Here is an 18,124-nt window from a genome sequence, read left to right on the forward strand (position 1 = left end):
TCTGTTAAGGAAAACACCTTTACAGCGACAAAACTAATCATAGCGGGTAGGCGGCGCGTTGTCAAGCATTTTACCTTGTCAGACAAAAAACAACCCCGGTCATTCGACCGGGGCAAACACTTTATTCAGAAACGGATTCGCCGTAAATTGATCGGCTTGGTAAATGAAGATGCCGTCCACGCCAAGATTCGTGTAATGATCGATATACCGCAATAGATCCTGAGGGGAGTGAGCCATACACAAACTGCCCGCCCTCGGGTCGGAAGCTACGGATCGTTTCCACCCGTCGATGCAGCCGTATACCTTGGTGGCCGTCCCTTTGCACATCGCTACGAAATGCTCCACCGGCGGGAACGGCTCGCTGGTCGCCGAATTGGAAGGTACGATCCCGTCGACGTATCCGTGTTCCACACTGATTTGCATCGCCCTGAAATAATGAGCCTGATCTGCCGGAATCCGTACCTTCAGATCAAGCGGCCGGCCCGTTTCCGCCGACTTGCGGTTCAATCGCTCTTTTGTTTTCTGCAATATATACACGATCGATTCCGCGGTCTGATTGCCGAAGCTTCTCATATAGTCCAGGAATAAACCGTCTATATCGTAATTGTCGACCAGCTCGAACAGGATGCGCAGCGCGTACTCGCGCACTTCTTCTTTGCCGTAATCGAACTCCCCGCCGGACAGCAGGCCCGGATTGCTTTGGGAAAATCGTTCCGATATGGCGGGAAGCCACAGGTAAGGCCGGTTCATTCCGACGTTGGCGGTCAGCCGCACTCCACTGCCTTTTGCATAAGCAACGGTTTCCGACAAAATATCGCAGTTGTTCGCCAGCTTGACCGGGTCGTCGATAATCGTGTTTTCATCCGTTCGGGCGGGAGTGTCCAGCCTTTGCAAAAAGCGGCTGTGGTGCAGCGACTTCATCCCGATCCGGACGGTTTGGCATGTAATTTCCCGCGGCTGTAAACGCAGAAACTCCTCCAGCATCACTCCGTTCATCGTCGCACCGTCATGGAACCCATGGAGAGAATAGCTGTACGGTTCATAATACAGAACAAGCTCCGGAACAGCTCTCCTGTCTGAAATAACGTCCGTTTTCAGCGATTCGGTTACGGGGACAAGCTTCACATACCCGATCTTCCCCGCCTGGTGATGCTCCACGAGCGTCTCTTTCAGTTTGGCTAATTCGAGAACACTTCCGTCCAGCTTATGCCGCTTCCAGTATAATTCTTTATTCGCTTTGCCGTTAAAGCTGCTTTCCAATAAGTCCATACTGTTGCCCGAGGTGACGATTCGGGAAAACGGCTCGGCATCGATCCGTACCAGCTGTCTCAAGCCTCCTGCCGGCAGGCCGAAATAAATATCGTACTCTCCGGAAGCGGGTAAAGTCATCGTCGCATACGGTGAAAACTCGTTGCGCAGCACGCCGAACGGCCGCCCCTCGCCCCCGTGTGCAGCCGAAACGTCCGTCCCTTCGGCCGGATACACCCAATCGCTGCAGTATACAACTCCCCGGTCCGATAATTCGACGGATTCGGAATATTCGTGAATACCGTCTACCGCGACGACGATCAGTCGAACGGACACGGCGCCGCAGTATGCGCCCAGGTTCAAATAACTGTTCCAGTAAAACTTCGGCTCGGCTTGGCCGCTTAACCGGACGATCCCCTTGGATACGGCCTGGCTCCATAAGTACCCGTTTCCGTTCAGTACCGTTTCCGCATCCAAGCCGGGGTATAGGCTGGCCGCTTTCCAGTTTAAACCGTCCACACTGATCCGCATCTCGCACGAGATCAGTCCTTCTACGCCGCCCAGCTTCAATTCCACCAAGTTATCGTTTCGTTGCACGATCGAACGAATCATGTATACCTCTCCCCTTCTGACCATTTCATAAAACTGTTGCCGCGGAAAACGGATATTTACGCTCCATGCTCCGTCCGTTATGATAAAATCAACGAACGTCAAGCCCCCCTATAAACCGAGCTGGAGTTGAATCAAGTGCAGGAACCAAGCCGTCGTGAGCCGTGCGAGTCCGTCAAAATTACTGTGGAAGCCGGAACCGTGCTCTTCGAGGCCGGTCTGGACATCGGCTTTTTTCGCCCGGACGATTACGACTGGGACCAGCAGTTAAGCCATAATCATGCCGACTTCGAGGTCCATCTTGTCCAGTTGGGCAGATGCGTCATGCTCATCGAAGACCAGCAGCACGAGCTGCCGGAAGGTACGTACTGCGTCATTCCGCCCGGAACGTATCATTCCCAATTGTCCGGCAAGCAGGATCAGGTGCGCAAAATATGTTTGCGCTTCCACTACAGAGCAGCTGCTGACCGCGATAGCCAAACCCGCGATCCGGAAGCGGAAACGTTCCTTCAGGTGCTGGACGGGATGACCTTCTACAAGCAGACGGATTCGTCCGGAAGCCTGCAATCGCTTATGACCGCTATTAAACGGGAGCTGCTGGAGAAGCCGGTCGGCTACCGGGCCAAAACGAAAAGTTTGCTCGCCCAGCTGCTGATCGATCTGATCCGCTCCGCCCCGCATGCCCCTGCCGAGGAGTACAGACCGGCTGTACCTTTGAACCCGGATGATAACCGGACCGGGCTGATCGATGCGTACTTCGCCACGCACTATAATGAGGCGGTCAAGGAGGAAGAGCTGGCGCGCCGGCTGAATGTGAGCACCCGTCAGCTGCACCGTATCTTAAATGAGCTGTACCGCACGTCCTTTCGCCGGAAGCTGCTGGAGACCCGGATGAAAATTGCCATGGAGCTGCTCACAAACACGGACCGGCCTGTCCATGATATCGCGGCTGCGGTCGGCTATCAGTCGCCGGGAAACTTCCATGCCGCGTTTAGACAAAATGTCGGCCTTACTCCAACCGCTTACCGCAACCAACAAAACCCAAAGGATTAGGCTCCTTTGGGTTTCATTATAAAAACGAGTTTGCGGCGCGGCAATACGCCGGTCAGACGTCTTTTCCGAATTCGTGTCTGAACGTCACATACCGGCGTTTCCCGCTGGCGCTGCTTAAGCGACTGGAGTCCCGTTAGCAACGGGCTCGTCCGGACGGAGCAGGACAACATCCCCCTCGCCGGGTACGCCGCCAAGAACAAGCACTTCCGATATGAAGCCGGCGATCCGCTTGGGCGGGAAGTTCACAATTGCCGTCACTTGCCTTCCTACAAGCGTTTGCGGCTCGTATCTGGTAGTAATTTGCGCGCTAGTCCGCTTTATGCCGAGCGGTCCGAAGTCAATCGTCAGCTTGATCGCCGGTTTGCGGGCTTCGGGAAAAGGCTCGGCCGAAACGACCGTCCCGACCCGGATGTCGAGCTGCGCAAATTGTTCGTAGTTTGCAGACGCTGTTGATTTCGTTTCCATGCTTACATCCCCTTAGCTGTGAAAAGTGTGCGTATACCGTTTATCTTCCCCTTAACTGCCGCTGCAGTCAATGGATAGATCCGTTACAACGGTTTTGTCCTTTGTCGTGACTATCCGCCGAGGTTCTGCCGAAAACGACAAAAAGGCCCTGCCGGAAGGATAAGACGACCGTCTTTTCCCGTCCAGGCAAGGGACCTTAAGGAGCAATACCTGTTTCGTTGTTAAATCGACTACGCCTCGTTAGCCGTTTCTTTCTGGATTAAACCGGCAAATAACGCATGAACGAACTGCTCGGAATCGAATTGCTCCAGATCATCGATCTTCTCGCCGAGTCCGACCAGCTTGACCGGAATGTTCAGCTCGTGACGGATCGCGATGACGATCCCGCCCTTGGCCGTGCCGTCCAACTTGGAGAGCACGAGACCGGTGACGCCCGTTTTCTCGCCGAACATTTTCGCTTGCGACAACGCATTTTGTCCTGTCGTCGCGTCGATGACGAGTAAAGTCTCGTGCGGCGCGTCCGGGATTTCCCGGCGGATCACCCGGTATATTTTGTTCAGTTCATCCATCAGGTTCGACTTGTTCTGCAGACGGCCCGCCGTATCGCACAGCAAGACGTCGACGCCCCGCGTTTTCGCCGCCTGGATCGCATCGAACATCACCGCTGCCGGATCGGAGCCTTCGGAATGCTTGATGACATCGACGCCGGCACGCTGGCCCCATACTTCCAGCTGGTCGATCGCCGCCGCCCGGAACGTGTCTCCCGCCGCAAGCAGCACTTTTTTCCCTTCCGACTTGAAGCGGTGGGCTAGCTTGCCGATCGTCGTCGTTTTACCGACGCCATTGACGCCTACGAACAAAATAACGGTCATTCCGCTTGCCGCCATTTTCAAGCTGCTGTCTTCGGCCCCCTGCATCATGCCGACGAGCTTCTCCGACAATACCGGCTGCAAATCCGCCGGATTTTCCAGCTTACGCTTGCGCACTTCGGCACGAAGCTCCTCGATCAGCTCCATTACCGTGTTGACGCCGACGTCGGCCGAAATCAGGATTTCCTCAAGCTCCTCGTAAAACTCCTCGTCGATTTTTTTCCGCCGGAGAACGAGCTCCTCCACCTTTTCGACGAAAGCGGAGCGGGTTTTGCTCAGCCCTTCCTTGAACTTGTTCGTAACCGTCTCCGCCTTCGAGGCGATGCTGTCGCGCAGCTTCTTAAAAAAACTCATCGTTTCCCAACCGTCCCTTATCAATATCGTCCAACTGCTCCGCCCTAAGCGGTCATTACATCTTCGTCGTCAAGCCGCACCGATACAAGTTTCGATACGCCCCCCTCTTCCATCGTGACGCCGTACAGCACATCCGCCGTCTCCATCGTGCCTTTGCGGTGAGTAACGACGATAAATTGGGTTTGTCCGGCAAATTCACGCAAATATTCCGCGAACCGGCTGACGTTCGCTTCGTCGAGCGCCGCCTCTACCTCGTCCAGCACGCAAAACGGCACCGGCTTCACGTGCAGGATCGCAAACAGCAGCGCCATCGCCGTCAAAGCGCGTTCTCCGCCGCTTAGCAGCTGCAAGTTTTGCAGCTTTTTGCCGGGAGGCTGAGCGACGATTTCGATGCCCGTATCGAGCATCCGTTCCGGCTCGGACAAGATCAGATCGGCGCGGCCGCCGCCGAACAGCTTGACGAATACGCCGACGAACTGCGAGCGGATCGCGTCGAACGTCGTCTTAAACCGTTTGGACATCTCTTCGTCCATCTCGCGAATGACAAGATACAGCGCCGTTTTCGCTTCCACCAGATCGTCTTTCTGGGCGGAGAGAAACTGAAACCGCTCATTGACCCGCTGGTACTCGTCGATTGCGCCTAAATTGACGTCGCCCAGCGCGGAAATTTGCCGTTTCAGATCCTTCACTTCGCTTTGTGCCGCAGCGACGTCTTCCGGTACCGGATACCGTTCCTTGGCCAGCTCATAGCTCAGCTCGTATTCTTCGGCCAGTTTTTTGAGCAGGTTGTCAAGCTCGACGTCGAGGCGGGCCACACGCACTTCCGTCTGGCGAAGCTGTTCCTCCACCTGCTTCAGCTGGGTACGCTGCTCCTTCGTCAAGCTTTCGCCTTCCTCCAGCTTTTGCACCCATTTCGCCCGCTCCGCCCGCTTGTAATCCATTTGCTCGGCCGCTTCCTGCTTTTTAAGCCGCAAATGATTGAGCTGCTCGATCTGCTTGACCGTCTCGGCATCGTTGGCGTCCAAATCCTGAATGATTTGCTGCAGCAGCTTTTTGCTCCCGCTCCATTCACGCTGCGTCGCCGTCAAGTCGTCCTCGAACCGGCGCAGCTGATCTTCGAGCGACTGCTTCTCCTGGCTGACGGAAGCGGTTTTCACCTTCAGCGAGGTCAGCTGCACCTGCAGCTCTTCCTTCGCCGACTCCTTCGCCTTCCGCTTCAGCTCGGCATCGCGAATCGCCTGCTGCAAATCCGCCTCTTCCTGACGCAGCGTCTCCAGCGACAGCGCCGCCGCCTGCTTCTTCTGCTCGTACTCACTGCGCTCAGCCGTTAGCGCCGCATGGTCTTGCGAATACAGCACCGTATGCTCGGCCGCATTTTTCCCTTCGCTGTCCAGCTGGCTCAGCTGAGCGCGAAGCTGCTGCTCCTCGAGCCGCTGCCGTTCCCCGAGCTGGCGAAGCTCGTCCAGCGTCCGGTTTCCTTCCGACAGCTCCCGCCGCAGTTGCTCGAGCTTTTTGCGAAGCTCAGCCAGCTGCCCTTCGGCGGTGCGGATTTCTTTGTCCATCTCCTCGATCTGGCGCTGACGACCAAGCAGGCTGGACGACTTCTTCTGCAGGCTTCCGCCCGTCATTGAGCCGCCCGGATTAACGACGTCGCCTTCCAGCGTGACGACCCTGTACCGGTATTGGCAGCGGGCTGCAATCCGGTTCGCTTCCTCCAGCTTCTCTGCCACGATAACGTTGCCGAGCAGGCTGGACATAATATTGTCGTATTTGGAGTCAAAACGCACCAATTGCACGGCAATCCCGACAAAACCGTCCATCCCGGTCACATTCGACTTCTCATGCTCCGGAATCGATCTTCCGCGTATGACGTCCAGCGGCAGAAACGTAGCCCGGCCCGACTGTCTGCGCTTTAGAAAGGCGATCGCTTCCCGTCCGGAAGCCTCGTTTTCGACGACGATATTTTGCAGGGCGCCGCCCAGCGCCGTCTCGATTGCGGTCTCCACTTCGGCCGGCACGTGCACGAGCTCCGCTACCGCGCCATGTATCCCTCTGAGCCCGTCCGAGCGGCTTTTCGCCTTGAGCACCTCTTTGACCCCATGGGCGAAGCCGTCGTAATCGTTCTGCATCTCGCGCATCGTGTCCCGCCGGGAAACTTGCGCCTCCAGCTTTTGCTCCCATCTGCGGACCGTCTCTTGCGCCTCGCCGAGCAGTTCCTGCTTCGCCTTGAGCTCCTGCCCGAGCTCGACGAACCGGTCGCGGCCCGCCTGCAGCTCCCGGGCCAGCTTCCCGGCCGCCTCCTGCAGTTCCCCGCGCTTGCGGACGATCTGCTCATGCTGACCGGACCATTTGGCATGTTCCTCCTCCAGCCGGTCGATCCGCCGAGCGAGCGATTCCAGATTTTGCTCCGCATAGCGGATTTCGTTACGCGCTTGGGCAGTCCGTCCGAGCGCCTCCAGCAGCTCCGCCTTGAGGTCTTCTTCCTCAGCGCTGCTAACCCCGCCGGCGACGCCAAGCAGCCGCTCTTCTTCCTCCGTCAGCTTGGATCTCAGCTCGTCTACTTCCAGTTGAAGCGCCGTATATTTGTCCCGGTACGCGGCAGCCTCCGTCCTCTTGTCGCCGATCCGCTTCTCCTGCGCCTCGATCGTCTGCTCCAGCTGACTGCGGTTGCTGCGCAAGTTTTTGTCGCGTTCCTTATATACTTCCCCCTGTCCTTCGCATTTCTCGAATTCCTCGCTCAGGCGCAGCACCGTCTCGTGCAGCCGGTCGATCTCCTCCTCCAGCCGTCGCGCTTCCATCCGTTCCTTCTCCAGCAGCGCGTCATGCTTGCTGACGATCGTGGACAGCTCCAGTTCTTCTTTGCGCAGCACATTTTGCTTCTCGCTGGCTTCCGACCAGAACTGGTGAATCTGTTCGATCTGATGGACATACATCGAGATTTCGCTCGTTTTCAGCCGCTCTTTCAACTGCTTATAGCGGATCGCCTTCTCCGACTGATCGCGCAGAGGCTCGATCTGATCTTCCAGCTCGGATACGAGGTCGTGGATGCGCAGCAAATTTTGCTCCGTGTCGGCCAGTTTTTTCTCCGCTTCCTTTTTACGGGATTTGTATTTGACGATGCCGGAAGCTTCCTCGAAAATCCCCCGCCGGTCTTCCGACTTCGTGCTTAAAATTTCTTCAATCCGCCCTTGTCCGATAATCGAATACGCTTCCTTGCCGATCCCCGTATCCATGAACAGCTCGGTTATATCTTTCAGCCGGCACGCCTGCTTGTTGATAAAATATTCGCTGTCCCCGCTGCGGTGGATGCGCCGCGTCACGGTGACTTCGTTAAAGCCGAGCGAAAGCGATTCGTCGGAGTTATCGAGCGTCAGCGAAACTTCGCCGTAGTTTACCGCCTTGCGGGCGTCGCTTCCGGCGAAAATGATATCTTCCATCTTGCCGCCCCGAAGCGAGCGCGCGCTTTGTTCCCCGAGCACCCAGCGAATCGAGTCGGATATATTGCTCTTGCCGCTGCCGTTTGGCCCTACTACGGCAGTAATGCCCTGGACGAACTCCAGCTCCGTCTTGTCGGCGAACGACTTGAACCCGGCCAGTTCCAAACGTTTCAAAAACATAGCTTCACCTCAAACTATTAAAAAAAATGGTCACGGCTCTTATGTACGGTTTATGCCTTGAATCTGATGAGGTCGACACGGTGTATTCAACGAAACCGCAAGCTAAAGCCTATTCCATTCATCAAACCCGATCTCTTCCTTGCCCTTCAGCCGCTTCAACGGACTTTGCCGTTCCACTCTCCATTGTCGCCGCTGCGGACCTGCAGCCTACCTTTCATTGTAGCATATATGCCTTAACGCGAAAATCGCCCGCTTTCGGCTCTGTCAAGGTTGGTCAGGGCGCGGCGGTTCGAGCGGACTGTCCCACTGAGGACACCTCTCCCCCAGCGATCCGGATAAGGGTCATTCGGTACCGTTATTTCGACGACGCTTTCGTATTTCCAGCCGAGCCGCGGCGTTCCGGCAGCCGTACAAGGCAAGCTTATTCCAGCTCCGGCCTTATCGGCTTCCCGAATAGCGGTTTCGAACAACTCTTATCGCTCCATAATGCTGAATAAGCACAACCACTTTGCTTCTTTCGAAGCGGAATCCCGCCGTACCGAAGAAAAACAACCCCACAACGTGGGGCTTTAGCTTCGTTGCGTTTATCTTGATACTTGGCGGAGAGCCCGTCAATGTATAAGTTCCATTCGTGAAAAAAAGCGGCTTTCGCCGCTTGTTCCCGCGTAGTGCCGCCGCATCCGTTGCGGGTGGCCGCTGACGCTACGCTTTGGGCGCGGAGGTAAGTTTGGCGAGCGCCTGAGAGGCGGCCCGCTGCTCGGCATCCTTCTTGGAACGCCCAAGGCCGGAGCCCAGCTTCTGATCGTCCATCCACACCTCGGAGACGAATTCCCGGTCGTGAGCGGGACCCCGCTCTTCCACGATCCGGTATTCCACCGTCCCCATTCCGCGCTGCTGTGTATATTCCTGCAGCTTCGTCTTGTAGTCCCCCGACAGCACCATCGTATCCTGAGACAAGTACGGGAACAGATGCGTTTGCAAAAATGCACGCACCGCGCCGAGTCCCTGATCCAGGTACAACGCTCCGACGAAAGACTCGAACACGTCCGCAAGCAGCGCCGGACGCGACCTTCCGCCGGTCAGTTCTTCCCCTTTGCCGAGGAAGACGCAGGAGCCGAAATCGAGCCTTTCGGCAAACTGGACCAGCGACGGTTCGCATACGATCGCCGCGCGGTGCCGGGTCAGTTCGCCCTCAGGCCGGTCCGGATAGGTGTTGTACAAATATTCGGATACCGTCAACTGCAGCACGGCGTCCCCCAAAAACTCCAGACGTTCGTTATCCCGTATATCGGCCGAACGCTGTTCGTTTACATAAGACGAATGGGTAAACGCCTGTTTCAACAGCTTCGGTTCGCGAAATTCGATTCCTAAATCGGCTTGCAGCCTTTTTAATGATCTCAACGGAATTCACCGCCCCTCGTGTCCGGAACCGGTAATTAGAATGTTGCGTCCGTCAGGCGCCGTTATCCGGGAGTGAGTGTCGTCACTTGGAGATGTTACTCCTCGAACTTCTTCAAAATAATCGTCGCGTTATGTCCTCCGAAACCGAACGAGTTGGACATCGCGATGCGGACGTCCGCTTCTCTCGCAACGTTCGGGACGTAGTCGAGATCACACTCAGGGTCCTGGTTGTCCAAATTGATGGTTGGGGCGATTTTGCCGTTATGCAGCGTAAGGCCGGTGATAACCGCTTCTACGCCCCCGGCTGCGCCGAGCAGGTGTCCGGTCATCGACTTGGTCGAGCTGACGGCTACCTGATAAGCATGGTCGCCGAGCGCTTTCTTGATTGCAGTCGTCTCCGACTTGTCTCCGACCGGCGTTGAAGTACCGTGCGCGTTAATGTAGTCGATCGCGCTAGGCTCCAGTCCCGCGTCGCGAATCGCGCGCGACATGCATCTTGCGGCGCCTTCCGGGTCCGGATCGGTCATATGGTGAGCGTCTCCGCTCATCCCGTAGCCGATCACTTCGGCGTAGATGCGGGCTCCGCGTTTCTGCGCATGCTCCAGCTCCTCCAGAATGAGGATGCCGGCGCCCTCGCCCATAACGAAACCGTCGCGGTCGGTATCGAACGGACGACTCGCCTTCTCCGGCTCGTCGTTGCGGGTCGACATGGCGCGCAGCGCGCAAAATCCGGCCATGCCGGTAGGACGGATCGTCGCTTCGGCTCCGCCGCATATCATGACGTCCGCTTCGTCGCGCTGAATCAGCTTGTACGAATCGCCGATCGAATGCGTCCCGGTTGCGCAAGCCGTTACTGCCGTACTGTTAGGCCCCTTGGCACCGAACAGCATCGAGATTTGTCCGGAAGCCATATTGGCGATCATCATCGGGATGAAAAACGGGCTTACCCGCTTCGGGCCTTTGTCCAGCAATATTTTATGCTGTTCTTCCCAAGTTCCGAGACCGCCTATGCCGGACCCTACGTATACGCCGCAGCGTTCCGGATCGGTGTCTTTCTGAATATCCAAATTCGCATCTTTCATAGCAAACTGACTGGCGGCTACGGCAAATTGCACGAACCGGTCCATGCGGCGGGCTTCTTTTTTATCCATATACTCTTCCGGATTAAAATCAGCGATTTCCGCAGCGATGTGAGTCGTATATTCACTCGTATCAAACGCCTGAATTACCGAAACACCGGACTTGCCGGCCATCAGGTTATTCCAAAATGTATCCAGATCGTGTCCCAGTGATGACATGACGCCCATCCCGGTAATGACGACTCTCCGTTTCATGAGTTCTCACCTCTTCGACAAATGGACGGTTAATAGGGTTGCTGCTGTATTCGGAGTCTCCGGCGCCGCCGGAGAAATTGTTGGCGCTGTAATGACGAGTAAGTCCCGTTCCTCAGACGAAAACGGGACTTACAACGCTTGTTTAGGTATGAGACTTTATGTATTCTACTACTTCTCCTACGCTTGTAATCTTCTCGGCATCTTCGTCGGAAATTTCCAAATCGAACTCGTCTTCCAACTCCATAACCAATTCGACTACGTCGAGGGAATCTGCACCTAAATCGTCTTTGAAAGATGCTTCGAGGGTGACTTCAGATTCTTCAACCCCTAGGCGATCGACCACTATGCGCTTCACGCGGTCAAAAATGTCGGACATCCGGTTCACCTCCTCCATGGTATTATACGAGAAAAGAAAACAAAATGCCATACCTGTCCGATAACCTTGCAGCTTCGGACACGGAACGGGCGTTTTCGACGCCGCTCCTTACATATACATGCCGCCGTCGACATGAATCGTCTGGCCGGTCATGTATGCGGCATCGTCCGAAGCGAGGAAACGAACGACACGGGCGATATCCTCGGGCTTTCCGAGCCTTGCGGCCGGAATCTGCTGCAGCATCTGCTCCCGCTGCTCCGTCGTCAGCTTGTCGGTCATATCCGTCTCGATAAATCCGGGAGCGACCGCATTCACGGCGATGTTCCGGGAAGCCAGCTCCCGGGCGGCCGACTTGGTGAGTCCGATTACGCCGGCTTTCGCCGCAACGTAATTCGCCTGTCCCGCGTTACCGAGCACGCCTACGACGGAGGAAATATTGATGATTTTACCCGAACGCTGCTTCATCATCGGACGCGTTACCGCTTTGATGCAGTTGAAAACGCCTTTCAAATTCGTATTCATAACTTGGTCAAACTCTTCCTCTTTCATTCGCATGATCAGATTGTCACGCGTAATTCCGGCATTGTTGACCAAAATATCCAGCTTGCCGAATTGATCGAGCACCTGCTTGACCATCTCTTCGACTTGAGCCGAGGACGCAACGTCCGCCTTCACTTTGAACGCGCGGCGTCCCAAGCTTTCGATATGGCGCACCACTTCTTCGGCGGCTTGTTCGCTCCCCGAGTAGTTTACCGCTACGTCGGCCCCCGCTTCCGCAAGACTGATGGCGATCGCCCGGCCAATGCCGCGGGAAGCTCCCGTTACAAGCGCCGCTTTTCCTTCCAACATCGCGATTCCTCCTTTCAAGATGAAGAACGTGCCGCCTGCAGTTCGGCGGCGAGTTTCTCCAGCCCTTCCCGGCTGCCTACGGAGACGATCTGGACTTGCTTATCCACCTTTTTAATCAGACCGGCCAGTACAGTACCGGAACCGATCTCGACGAACGTATCGACGCCTTGCGCGATCATCCACGTTATGCTGTCTTCCCACAGAACGGGCGAGACGACCTGATCGACAAGCAGCCGGCGGATATCGCCGGCTTGAAGCACCGAGTCTGCTGTCACGTTGGCGACAACCGGGATGCGCGCATCCTGCATCGGCACGGCTTCCAGCGTTTTCGCCAACTCGTCGGCTGCAGGCTGCATCAGCGAAGAATGGAACGGACCGCTGACTTCAAGCGGGATAACCCGTTTCGCTCCGGCCTCTTTGCCTCGCTCTACGACGGCTGCGACGCCTTCGGCGCTGCCGGATACGACGATCTGCCCCGGGCAGTTGACGTTCGCCATCTCGACCACTCCGGTCTCGCCGCTCACCGCGCGGCACAATTCCGCAAGCTTCTCCCGCTCCGCTCCGAGCACCGCCGCCATACCGCCTTGGCCGCTCGGAACCGCCCGCTCCATATATTGTCCCCGGGCGCGCACGGTCCGTACCGCATCCTCGAAGCCCATCACGCCTGCAGCGACCAGCGCGCTGTATTCGCCCAAGCTGTGGCCGGCTACGAAATCAGGCTCCACGCCGAGTTCGCGCACCGCCTCCAGAATTGCGATGCTGGTCGTAAGCAGCGCCGGCTGCGTGTTGTACGTCTTTTTCAGTTCGTCTTCCGGACCGTTAAAAATAAGTTCGGACAGCTTAAAGCCAAGCGACTCATCCGCCTGGTCAAAGACGCGCTTTGCGCCTTCGTGGCTGTCGTAAAAATCTTTTCCCATACCGACGGCTTGCGCCCCCTGGCCGGGAAATACGAATGCGATTCGTTTCATGGGCCGTATCCGTTCCTTTCGACGCTCTTAAGTTCTTCCTCTTACCAGACCAGCACGGAAGCGCCCCAGGTCAAGCCGCCTCCGAAGCCGACAAACAGCAGCTTGTCGCCCGGGTTAATCCGGTTTTCCCGGGCCGCCTCGGCGAGTGCGATCGGGATCGATGCCGCGGACACGTTGCCGTACCGGTTAATATTAACGACACACTTCTCTTCCGGCAGCTCGAGTCTTTCCAGAGCCGATTGGATGATCCGGATGTTGGCCTGGTGCGGGATCAGCAGATCGATCTCGGATTTGTCGATTCCCGCCTTGACCAGCGCCTCCTCGGCCGCACTTCCCATAATTTTGACCGCAAATTTGAAAACTTCCTTGCCGGCCATATAGATAAACTGGCGTTTCTCATCCAGCACTTCCCGGGTGATCGGGTCCCGGGAGCCCCCCGCGCGCGCCTTCAGCAGCTCGCCGCCCGAGCCGTCCGCCCCGAGGACGAACGATTGGAAACCGCGCCCTTCCGGAACTTGGCCGATCACGACCGCTCCGGCGCCGTCTCCGAACAAAATGCAGGTGTTGCGGTCCGTATAGTCGGTAATCCGCGACAAACATTCGGCTCCGATCACCAGCGCGTTTTTGTACATGCCGCTGGAGATCAGTCCGGAAGCGTTGGCCAATCCGTAAATAAACCCGGAGCAAGCTGCGGACAAATCGAACGCCGCCGCGTTTTTCGCGCCCAGCCGGCTTTGCAGCACGCACGCCGTCGAAGGAAACGACATATCCGGCGTCACCGTAGCGACGATGATCAGGTCGAGCTCTTCAGCGGACAAGCCTGCATTGCCGAGCGCCTCGAGAGCCGCTTCGTACGCCAAATCGGAGGAAGCCTGCTCCTTCGCCGCAATCCGCCGCTCGCTGATGCCGGTGCGGCTGACGATCCATTCGTCGTTCGTCTCCACCATTTGTTCCAATTCTTTGTTCGTAAGCACACGCTCCGGCACGTACATGCCCGTCCCCAAAATGCCTACCGGTATCCCATTCATTCTTTTCCATCTCGCTTCCTGCCGGTTTCCGTTGAAATCGCCTCAACCAGGCGACTCGCAAGGGCGATACGCGCTTGCCGAACCGCATTTTTTATCGCATTTGCATCCGAGGAGCCGTGACTTTTCAGCACGAGCCCTTCAATTCCGAGGAGCGGAGCCGCTCCATGCTCGTTGTAATCCATTTTTTTCTTAAATGCGACCAAGCCGGGCTTCAGAACCGCCGCCGCCAGTTTGCTGAAAAACGAGCGGGTAAACTCCGTTTTCAGTACGGAGAAAATCGTCCCTGCGGTGCCTTCCATCGATTTCAGCAAAATATTGCCGACAAACCCGTCGCAAACGAGCACGTCGCAGGCGCCCTGCAGCACGTCGCGCGCTTCCACGTTGCCGATAAAATGAATCGGAGCCTGTTCGAGTAACGGGTAGGCCTGCTTGGTCAGCTCATTGCCTTTCATCGCTTCCGTTCCAACGTTCAACAGACCGACGCGCGGCTTCTGAAGGCCGTGCACCTTATTTCTGTATATGCTGCCCATTACGGCGTATTGCAGCAAATTATGCGGAGATGCGTCCATATAGGCACCGAGATCCAGTGCCAGGACGCCGGAATCGTCCATCGTCGGCAGCATGGGCGCCAGCGCCGGCCGTTCGATGCCGTCAATGCGGCCGACGATCAGCAGCCCCGTCGTCATCAGCGCTCCCGTATTGCCCGCCGAAATCATGGCGTCGGCAGCGCCTTCGCGGATCAATCGCCCGGCTACGACCATCGAGGCGTCTTTTTTGCGCCTGACGGCACGCACCGGCTCGTCATCGGCCGCAATGACATCGGAGGCGTGGTGCACGGTCACGTTGGCCGGCACGGAACCTGTGTGCATAAAAGCGGCGATCTGCGTTTCGTCCCCGACTAGGATGATTTGAACGTCGCTCCACTCCCGCGCCGCAAGCAGCGCTCCTTCCACCGTCGTTCGCGGCGCATTGTCGCCGCCCATGGCATCAATCGCGATTCGCATGCAGCTGTTCCTCTCTTTCGCTCATTTCATTAGCGAATCGATAGATTAAAAAATTGCCCTGGAATACCGTTTCCTCACCGACGTATGTAAAAACTTCGACCTTGGCCTTCCCCCTCTGGCCGGAGATCGACTTCACATACGCCTTCGCTATGCATTTCTCCCCCAGCTTGACGGACCGGATAAACCGGATGTCTGCTGCAGCGGTCAGCGCCATCTCGTTATTAATGACCGCGATCGCAAGCGAGTTGGCCTGAGCGAAAATATGATGGCCTCTGGCGATTTTCGTCCGGGAAAATACATGCTCCTCCCGGATCTCGAACATCGAGATCCCGCTTTTGTCGAGCTGCAGATCGATTACGTCCCCGATTACCTCATGCAGAGGAAGCGACCGCACCTGATCGTACGTTCTCTCGGCCATCAGCTTCAGACGTTCCCGAAGCTCCGGAATGCCGAGCTCCAGCCTGTCCAGACGGATCGTCTGAATGCTGACCTTAAACGTCCGCGTCAGCTCCTCGTCGGTGACGAACGGGTTTTGCTCGAGTTCTTTTGCCAGCAGCTGCTGTCTTTGGCGCTTCGGCATTCGTTCGATATCGCGCACCTACTTTCAATTCTTCGTACACTTGCAGTTCATTATATGAATCGACGAATCGATTGTTACCAGGTACTAAACGTTAGTATATAAAATTCCCGTCCAAAAAGAAAGGCCCAATCCTGCAAAACGGGCCCCGCGAACGACATCCGGGTAGGCCGGCTCTTCTTGCTTCTCCCTCGGAAAAGAAAAAAGCACCTCATCGAAATGAAGTACCTTTTGCGTCCTGCCTGTAATTGTTATTGCTTGACGATCTCTCTGCCTTTGTAAGTACCGCAAACTTTGCATACGCGGTGAGCGAGCTTAAGTTCGCCGCAATTGTCGCATTTTACCATACCTGGTACGGACAATTTAAAGTGAGTACGGCGCTTGTCACGGGTGCTTTTCGATGTTTTACGAAATGGAACTGCCATATTCCCACCTCCTTCTCAGAGTCTTATTTCTCGTTCCCATTGTCGAACAATTGCTGTAACACGGCCAACCGCGGATCGATGCGCGGTTCCGGTACGGCCGCGGGATCGATATTCAGATTTGCCCCTGTTTCCGGATTCAAGCCTTTGCACTCGGGCATGCACAGCGGAATGTAAGGCAATCCGAGATGAACGCCCTCTTCGACGAACGGAGTCAGATCAACGACGTCTTCCTCCATCACGAACAGTTCGTTTTCCTCGTCATCCCCCTCTTCCAGATGTTCCTTGTCGCGCGTAAATCGTTCCCGGAACGGGATCGTCAGCCGCTGGCCGTAATGGCTCAAGCAGCGCGAGCAAGCGAATTCGACTGGAAGGGTCAACGTCCCGCTAACATCCACGATGCCGGAATCAGCCTTCGCTACCACATCTACGTGAAGCGGGTCGACCCGAAGCACATCGCCTTGACCTTGAAACAGACCACCGATGTCCAAGTCTTCGGTGAACCGGACCTGTCCCGATTTGGAAACCAGATCCCGGATGTTCATTTTCATGTTAATCACTCCAAACAAACATAGACTATTATATCGATTCCGTTCCTATTTTGTCAACGTTTTGCGGCCGTGCTATAGTAGAAATATCCAAGAACGCATCCGTAGAACGGAAAAGGAGCATTCCTTTGAAAACGGTCGGTATTATCGTCGAATACAACCCGCTGCATAACGGTCACGTTTATCATTTCCAACAAAGCAAAATCGTATCAGGCGCGGACGCCGTCGTTGCCGTGATGAGCGGCAGCTTCCTGCAAAGAGGCGAACCGGCGCTCGTCAGCAAATGGGCGCGTACGGAAATGGCGCTCCGGATGGGAGCCGACCTGGTCATCGAACTGCCCGTTGCCTATTCTACGCAGCCTGCCGAATGGTTCGCGTTCGGCGCCGTCTCGGCTCTCGAAGCTGCGGGAGTGGTCGATTCCTTCTGCTTTGGCAGCGAAAGCGGGGACATCGGCTTGCTGCGTACAGCTGCCAAACGGCTGCACAGCGCCGACCGGAATGCGCCGGATGGCGGGGAAGGACGATTCCAGAAAGCGCTGAGGTCTCATTTGAAAAACGGGATCAGCTACCCTCACGCCTATGCGGCCGCAGCGGCCGGCTGCTTGGGCGATCCATCCGGGGCCGACTGGCTCGCCCAGCCGAACAATACGCTCGGACTGCATTATTTGCTCGCGCTCGAGCGGCTCGGAGGAACGATGACGCCGTATACGATCAGCAGGCAAAAAGCCGGCTATAATCAGACGGACATTACGGACGAGCAGATCGCCAGCGCCACGGCTCTCCGCAAGCTGCTCGCGGATGAAGGCCGCGCCGAAGCGCTTCGCCCGTTTGTGCCGGATTACACGTGGACGATCCTGAAGCGCGAGCTTGAGGCGGGACGCGCTCCGGTAAGCTGGGATTGCTTTTACCGCGTCTTGTTCGCCAGGCTTGCCGTAACCGCTCCCGCGGAGCTGGCCGGCATCGGGGAAGTGACGGAAGGGCTCGAGCACCGGATCGGTCGGGCTATAGCAGACGTGCAGCCCGACCTGGGGGACCCGTTCGGGCAGTTGATGAACAATCTCAAGACGAAACGGTATACCCGTACCAAGCTGCAGCGGACGATGACCCGCATCTTGCTCCATCACCGTAAAGAAGAACTGTCCCCCGAGCTGCTCGGCCAAGGCGTTCCTTACTTGCGCGTGCTCGGCTTCTCCGCCCAAGGGCAAGTGCTGTTAAAGCAAATGCGGACCCGCTCCTCGGTCCCGGTAGTGACGAAGGCGGCCGCGTTCCGGCATCCGTTTCTGGAGCTCGACATCCGGTCCGCGACTGTTCACGCTTCGGCCTTCCGTTCTCCGGCGAAAGCGGAGTTATGGCGCGATTACTACGAGCCTCCCCTTCGTCTTCCTTAAATAACGCGGCGCAC

Annotated in this window: 16 protein-coding genes; 2 read left to right on the forward strand and 14 right to left on the reverse strand. The window is 56.6% G+C overall.

The features are described 5' to 3' along the window. Positions 1-99: 99 nt before the first annotated feature. Positions 100-1,860 carry a hypothetical protein gene (locus AC3Y2E_RS14560; RefSeq protein WP_379211401.1) on the reverse strand — a complete coding sequence of 587 codons (1,761 nt, stop codon included), beginning with the start codon at positions 1,858-1,860 and terminating at the stop codon, positions 100-102. Positions 1,861-1,995: 135 nt separating this feature from the next. Here AC3Y2E_RS14560 and AC3Y2E_RS14565 point away from each other — a divergent pair, with 135 nt between their 5' ends. After that, the gene (locus AC3Y2E_RS14565) at positions 1,996-2,910 is read left to right on the forward strand and encodes an AraC family transcriptional regulator (protein ID WP_379211403.1); all 915 of its coding nucleotides are present in this window, start codon (positions 1,996-1,998) and stop codon (positions 2,908-2,910) included. A 114-nt stretch (positions 2,911-3,024) separates the two neighbouring features. Here AC3Y2E_RS14565 and csaA read toward each other — a convergent pair whose 3' ends face one another. The 13 genes from csaA to AC3Y2E_RS14630 form a co-directional block, all read right to left on the reverse strand. After that, positions 3,025-3,375 carry a chaperone CsaA gene (gene csaA / locus AC3Y2E_RS14570; protein ID WP_379211405.1) on the reverse strand — a complete coding sequence of 117 codons (351 nt, stop codon included), beginning with the start codon at positions 3,373-3,375 and terminating at the stop codon, positions 3,025-3,027. A gap of 230 nt (positions 3,376-3,605) precedes the next feature. After that, positions 3,606-4,598, reverse strand: coding sequence for a signal recognition particle-docking protein FtsY (ftsY, locus tag AC3Y2E_RS14575; RefSeq protein ID WP_379211407.1), 993 nt, complete (start codon positions 4,596-4,598; stop codon positions 3,606-3,608). Positions 4,599-4,642: 44 nt separating this feature from the next. Continuing rightward, positions 4,643-8,215, reverse strand: coding sequence for a chromosome segregation protein SMC (gene smc / locus AC3Y2E_RS14580; RefSeq protein WP_379211409.1), 3,573 nt, complete (start codon positions 8,213-8,215; stop codon positions 4,643-4,645). 702 nt (positions 8,216-8,917) lie between these two features. Then, on the reverse strand, positions 8,918-9,616 hold the full coding sequence (gene rnc, locus AC3Y2E_RS14585) for a ribonuclease III (RefSeq protein ID WP_379211411.1): 699 nt from the start codon (positions 9,614-9,616) through the stop codon (positions 8,918-8,920). A 95-nt stretch (positions 9,617-9,711) separates the two neighbouring features. After that, positions 9,712-10,950: a beta-ketoacyl-ACP synthase II gene (fabF, locus tag AC3Y2E_RS14590; RefSeq protein WP_332072538.1), complete on the reverse strand. Its 1,239-nt coding sequence runs from the start codon at positions 10,948-10,950 to the stop codon at positions 9,712-9,714. Between the two features lie 142 nt (positions 10,951-11,092). Continuing rightward, entirely contained in the window at positions 11,093-11,326 is a 234-nt protein-coding gene (gene acpP, locus AC3Y2E_RS14595; RefSeq protein WP_138877913.1) for an acyl carrier protein, read from the reverse strand. Positions 11,327-11,434: 108 nt separating this feature from the next. Further along, positions 11,435-12,175 carry a 3-oxoacyl-[acyl-carrier-protein] reductase gene (fabG, locus tag AC3Y2E_RS14600; RefSeq protein ID WP_332072539.1) on the reverse strand — a complete coding sequence of 247 codons (741 nt, stop codon included), beginning with the start codon at positions 12,173-12,175 and terminating at the stop codon, positions 11,435-11,437. Positions 12,176-12,189: 14 nt separating this feature from the next. Then, a complete protein-coding gene (fabD, locus tag AC3Y2E_RS14605) occupies positions 12,190-13,143 on the reverse strand; it encodes an ACP S-malonyltransferase (protein ID WP_379211415.1) in 954 nt (317 codons plus the stop codon). A 41-nt stretch (positions 13,144-13,184) separates the two neighbouring features. Beyond that, positions 13,185-14,171: a beta-ketoacyl-ACP synthase III gene (locus AC3Y2E_RS14610; RefSeq protein ID WP_223836580.1), complete on the reverse strand. Its 987-nt coding sequence runs from the start codon at positions 14,169-14,171 to the stop codon at positions 13,185-13,187. After that, the gene (gene plsX / locus AC3Y2E_RS14615; protein ID WP_379211418.1) at positions 14,168-15,175 is read right to left on the reverse strand and encodes a phosphate acyltransferase PlsX; all 1,008 of its coding nucleotides are present in this window, start codon (positions 15,173-15,175) and stop codon (positions 14,168-14,170) included. The genes AC3Y2E_RS14610 and plsX overlap by 4 nt, the downstream gene beginning before the upstream one ends. Next, a complete protein-coding gene (gene fapR, locus AC3Y2E_RS14620; protein WP_379211613.1) occupies positions 15,159-15,755 on the reverse strand; it encodes a transcription factor FapR in 597 nt (198 codons plus the stop codon). The genes plsX and fapR overlap by 17 nt, the downstream gene beginning before the upstream one ends. Positions 15,756-16,003: 248 nt before the next feature. After that, positions 16,004-16,177: a 50S ribosomal protein L32 gene (gene rpmF, locus AC3Y2E_RS14625; protein ID WP_190927840.1), complete on the reverse strand. Its 174-nt coding sequence runs from the start codon at positions 16,175-16,177 to the stop codon at positions 16,004-16,006. Between the two features lie 23 nt (positions 16,178-16,200). Then, positions 16,201-16,725, reverse strand: a complete 525-nt coding sequence (locus AC3Y2E_RS14630) for a YceD family protein (RefSeq protein ID WP_190927838.1) — start codon at positions 16,723-16,725, stop codon at positions 16,201-16,203. A 125-nt stretch (positions 16,726-16,850) separates the two neighbouring features. Between AC3Y2E_RS14630 and AC3Y2E_RS14635 the strand changes: the two genes are divergently transcribed. Further along, positions 16,851-18,110, forward strand: coding sequence for a nucleotidyltransferase (locus AC3Y2E_RS14635; protein WP_379211421.1), 1,260 nt, complete (start codon positions 16,851-16,853; stop codon positions 18,108-18,110). Positions 18,111-18,124: the final 14 nt, after the last annotated feature.

This window comes from Paenibacillus sp. MAH-35, assembly GCF_058135425.1.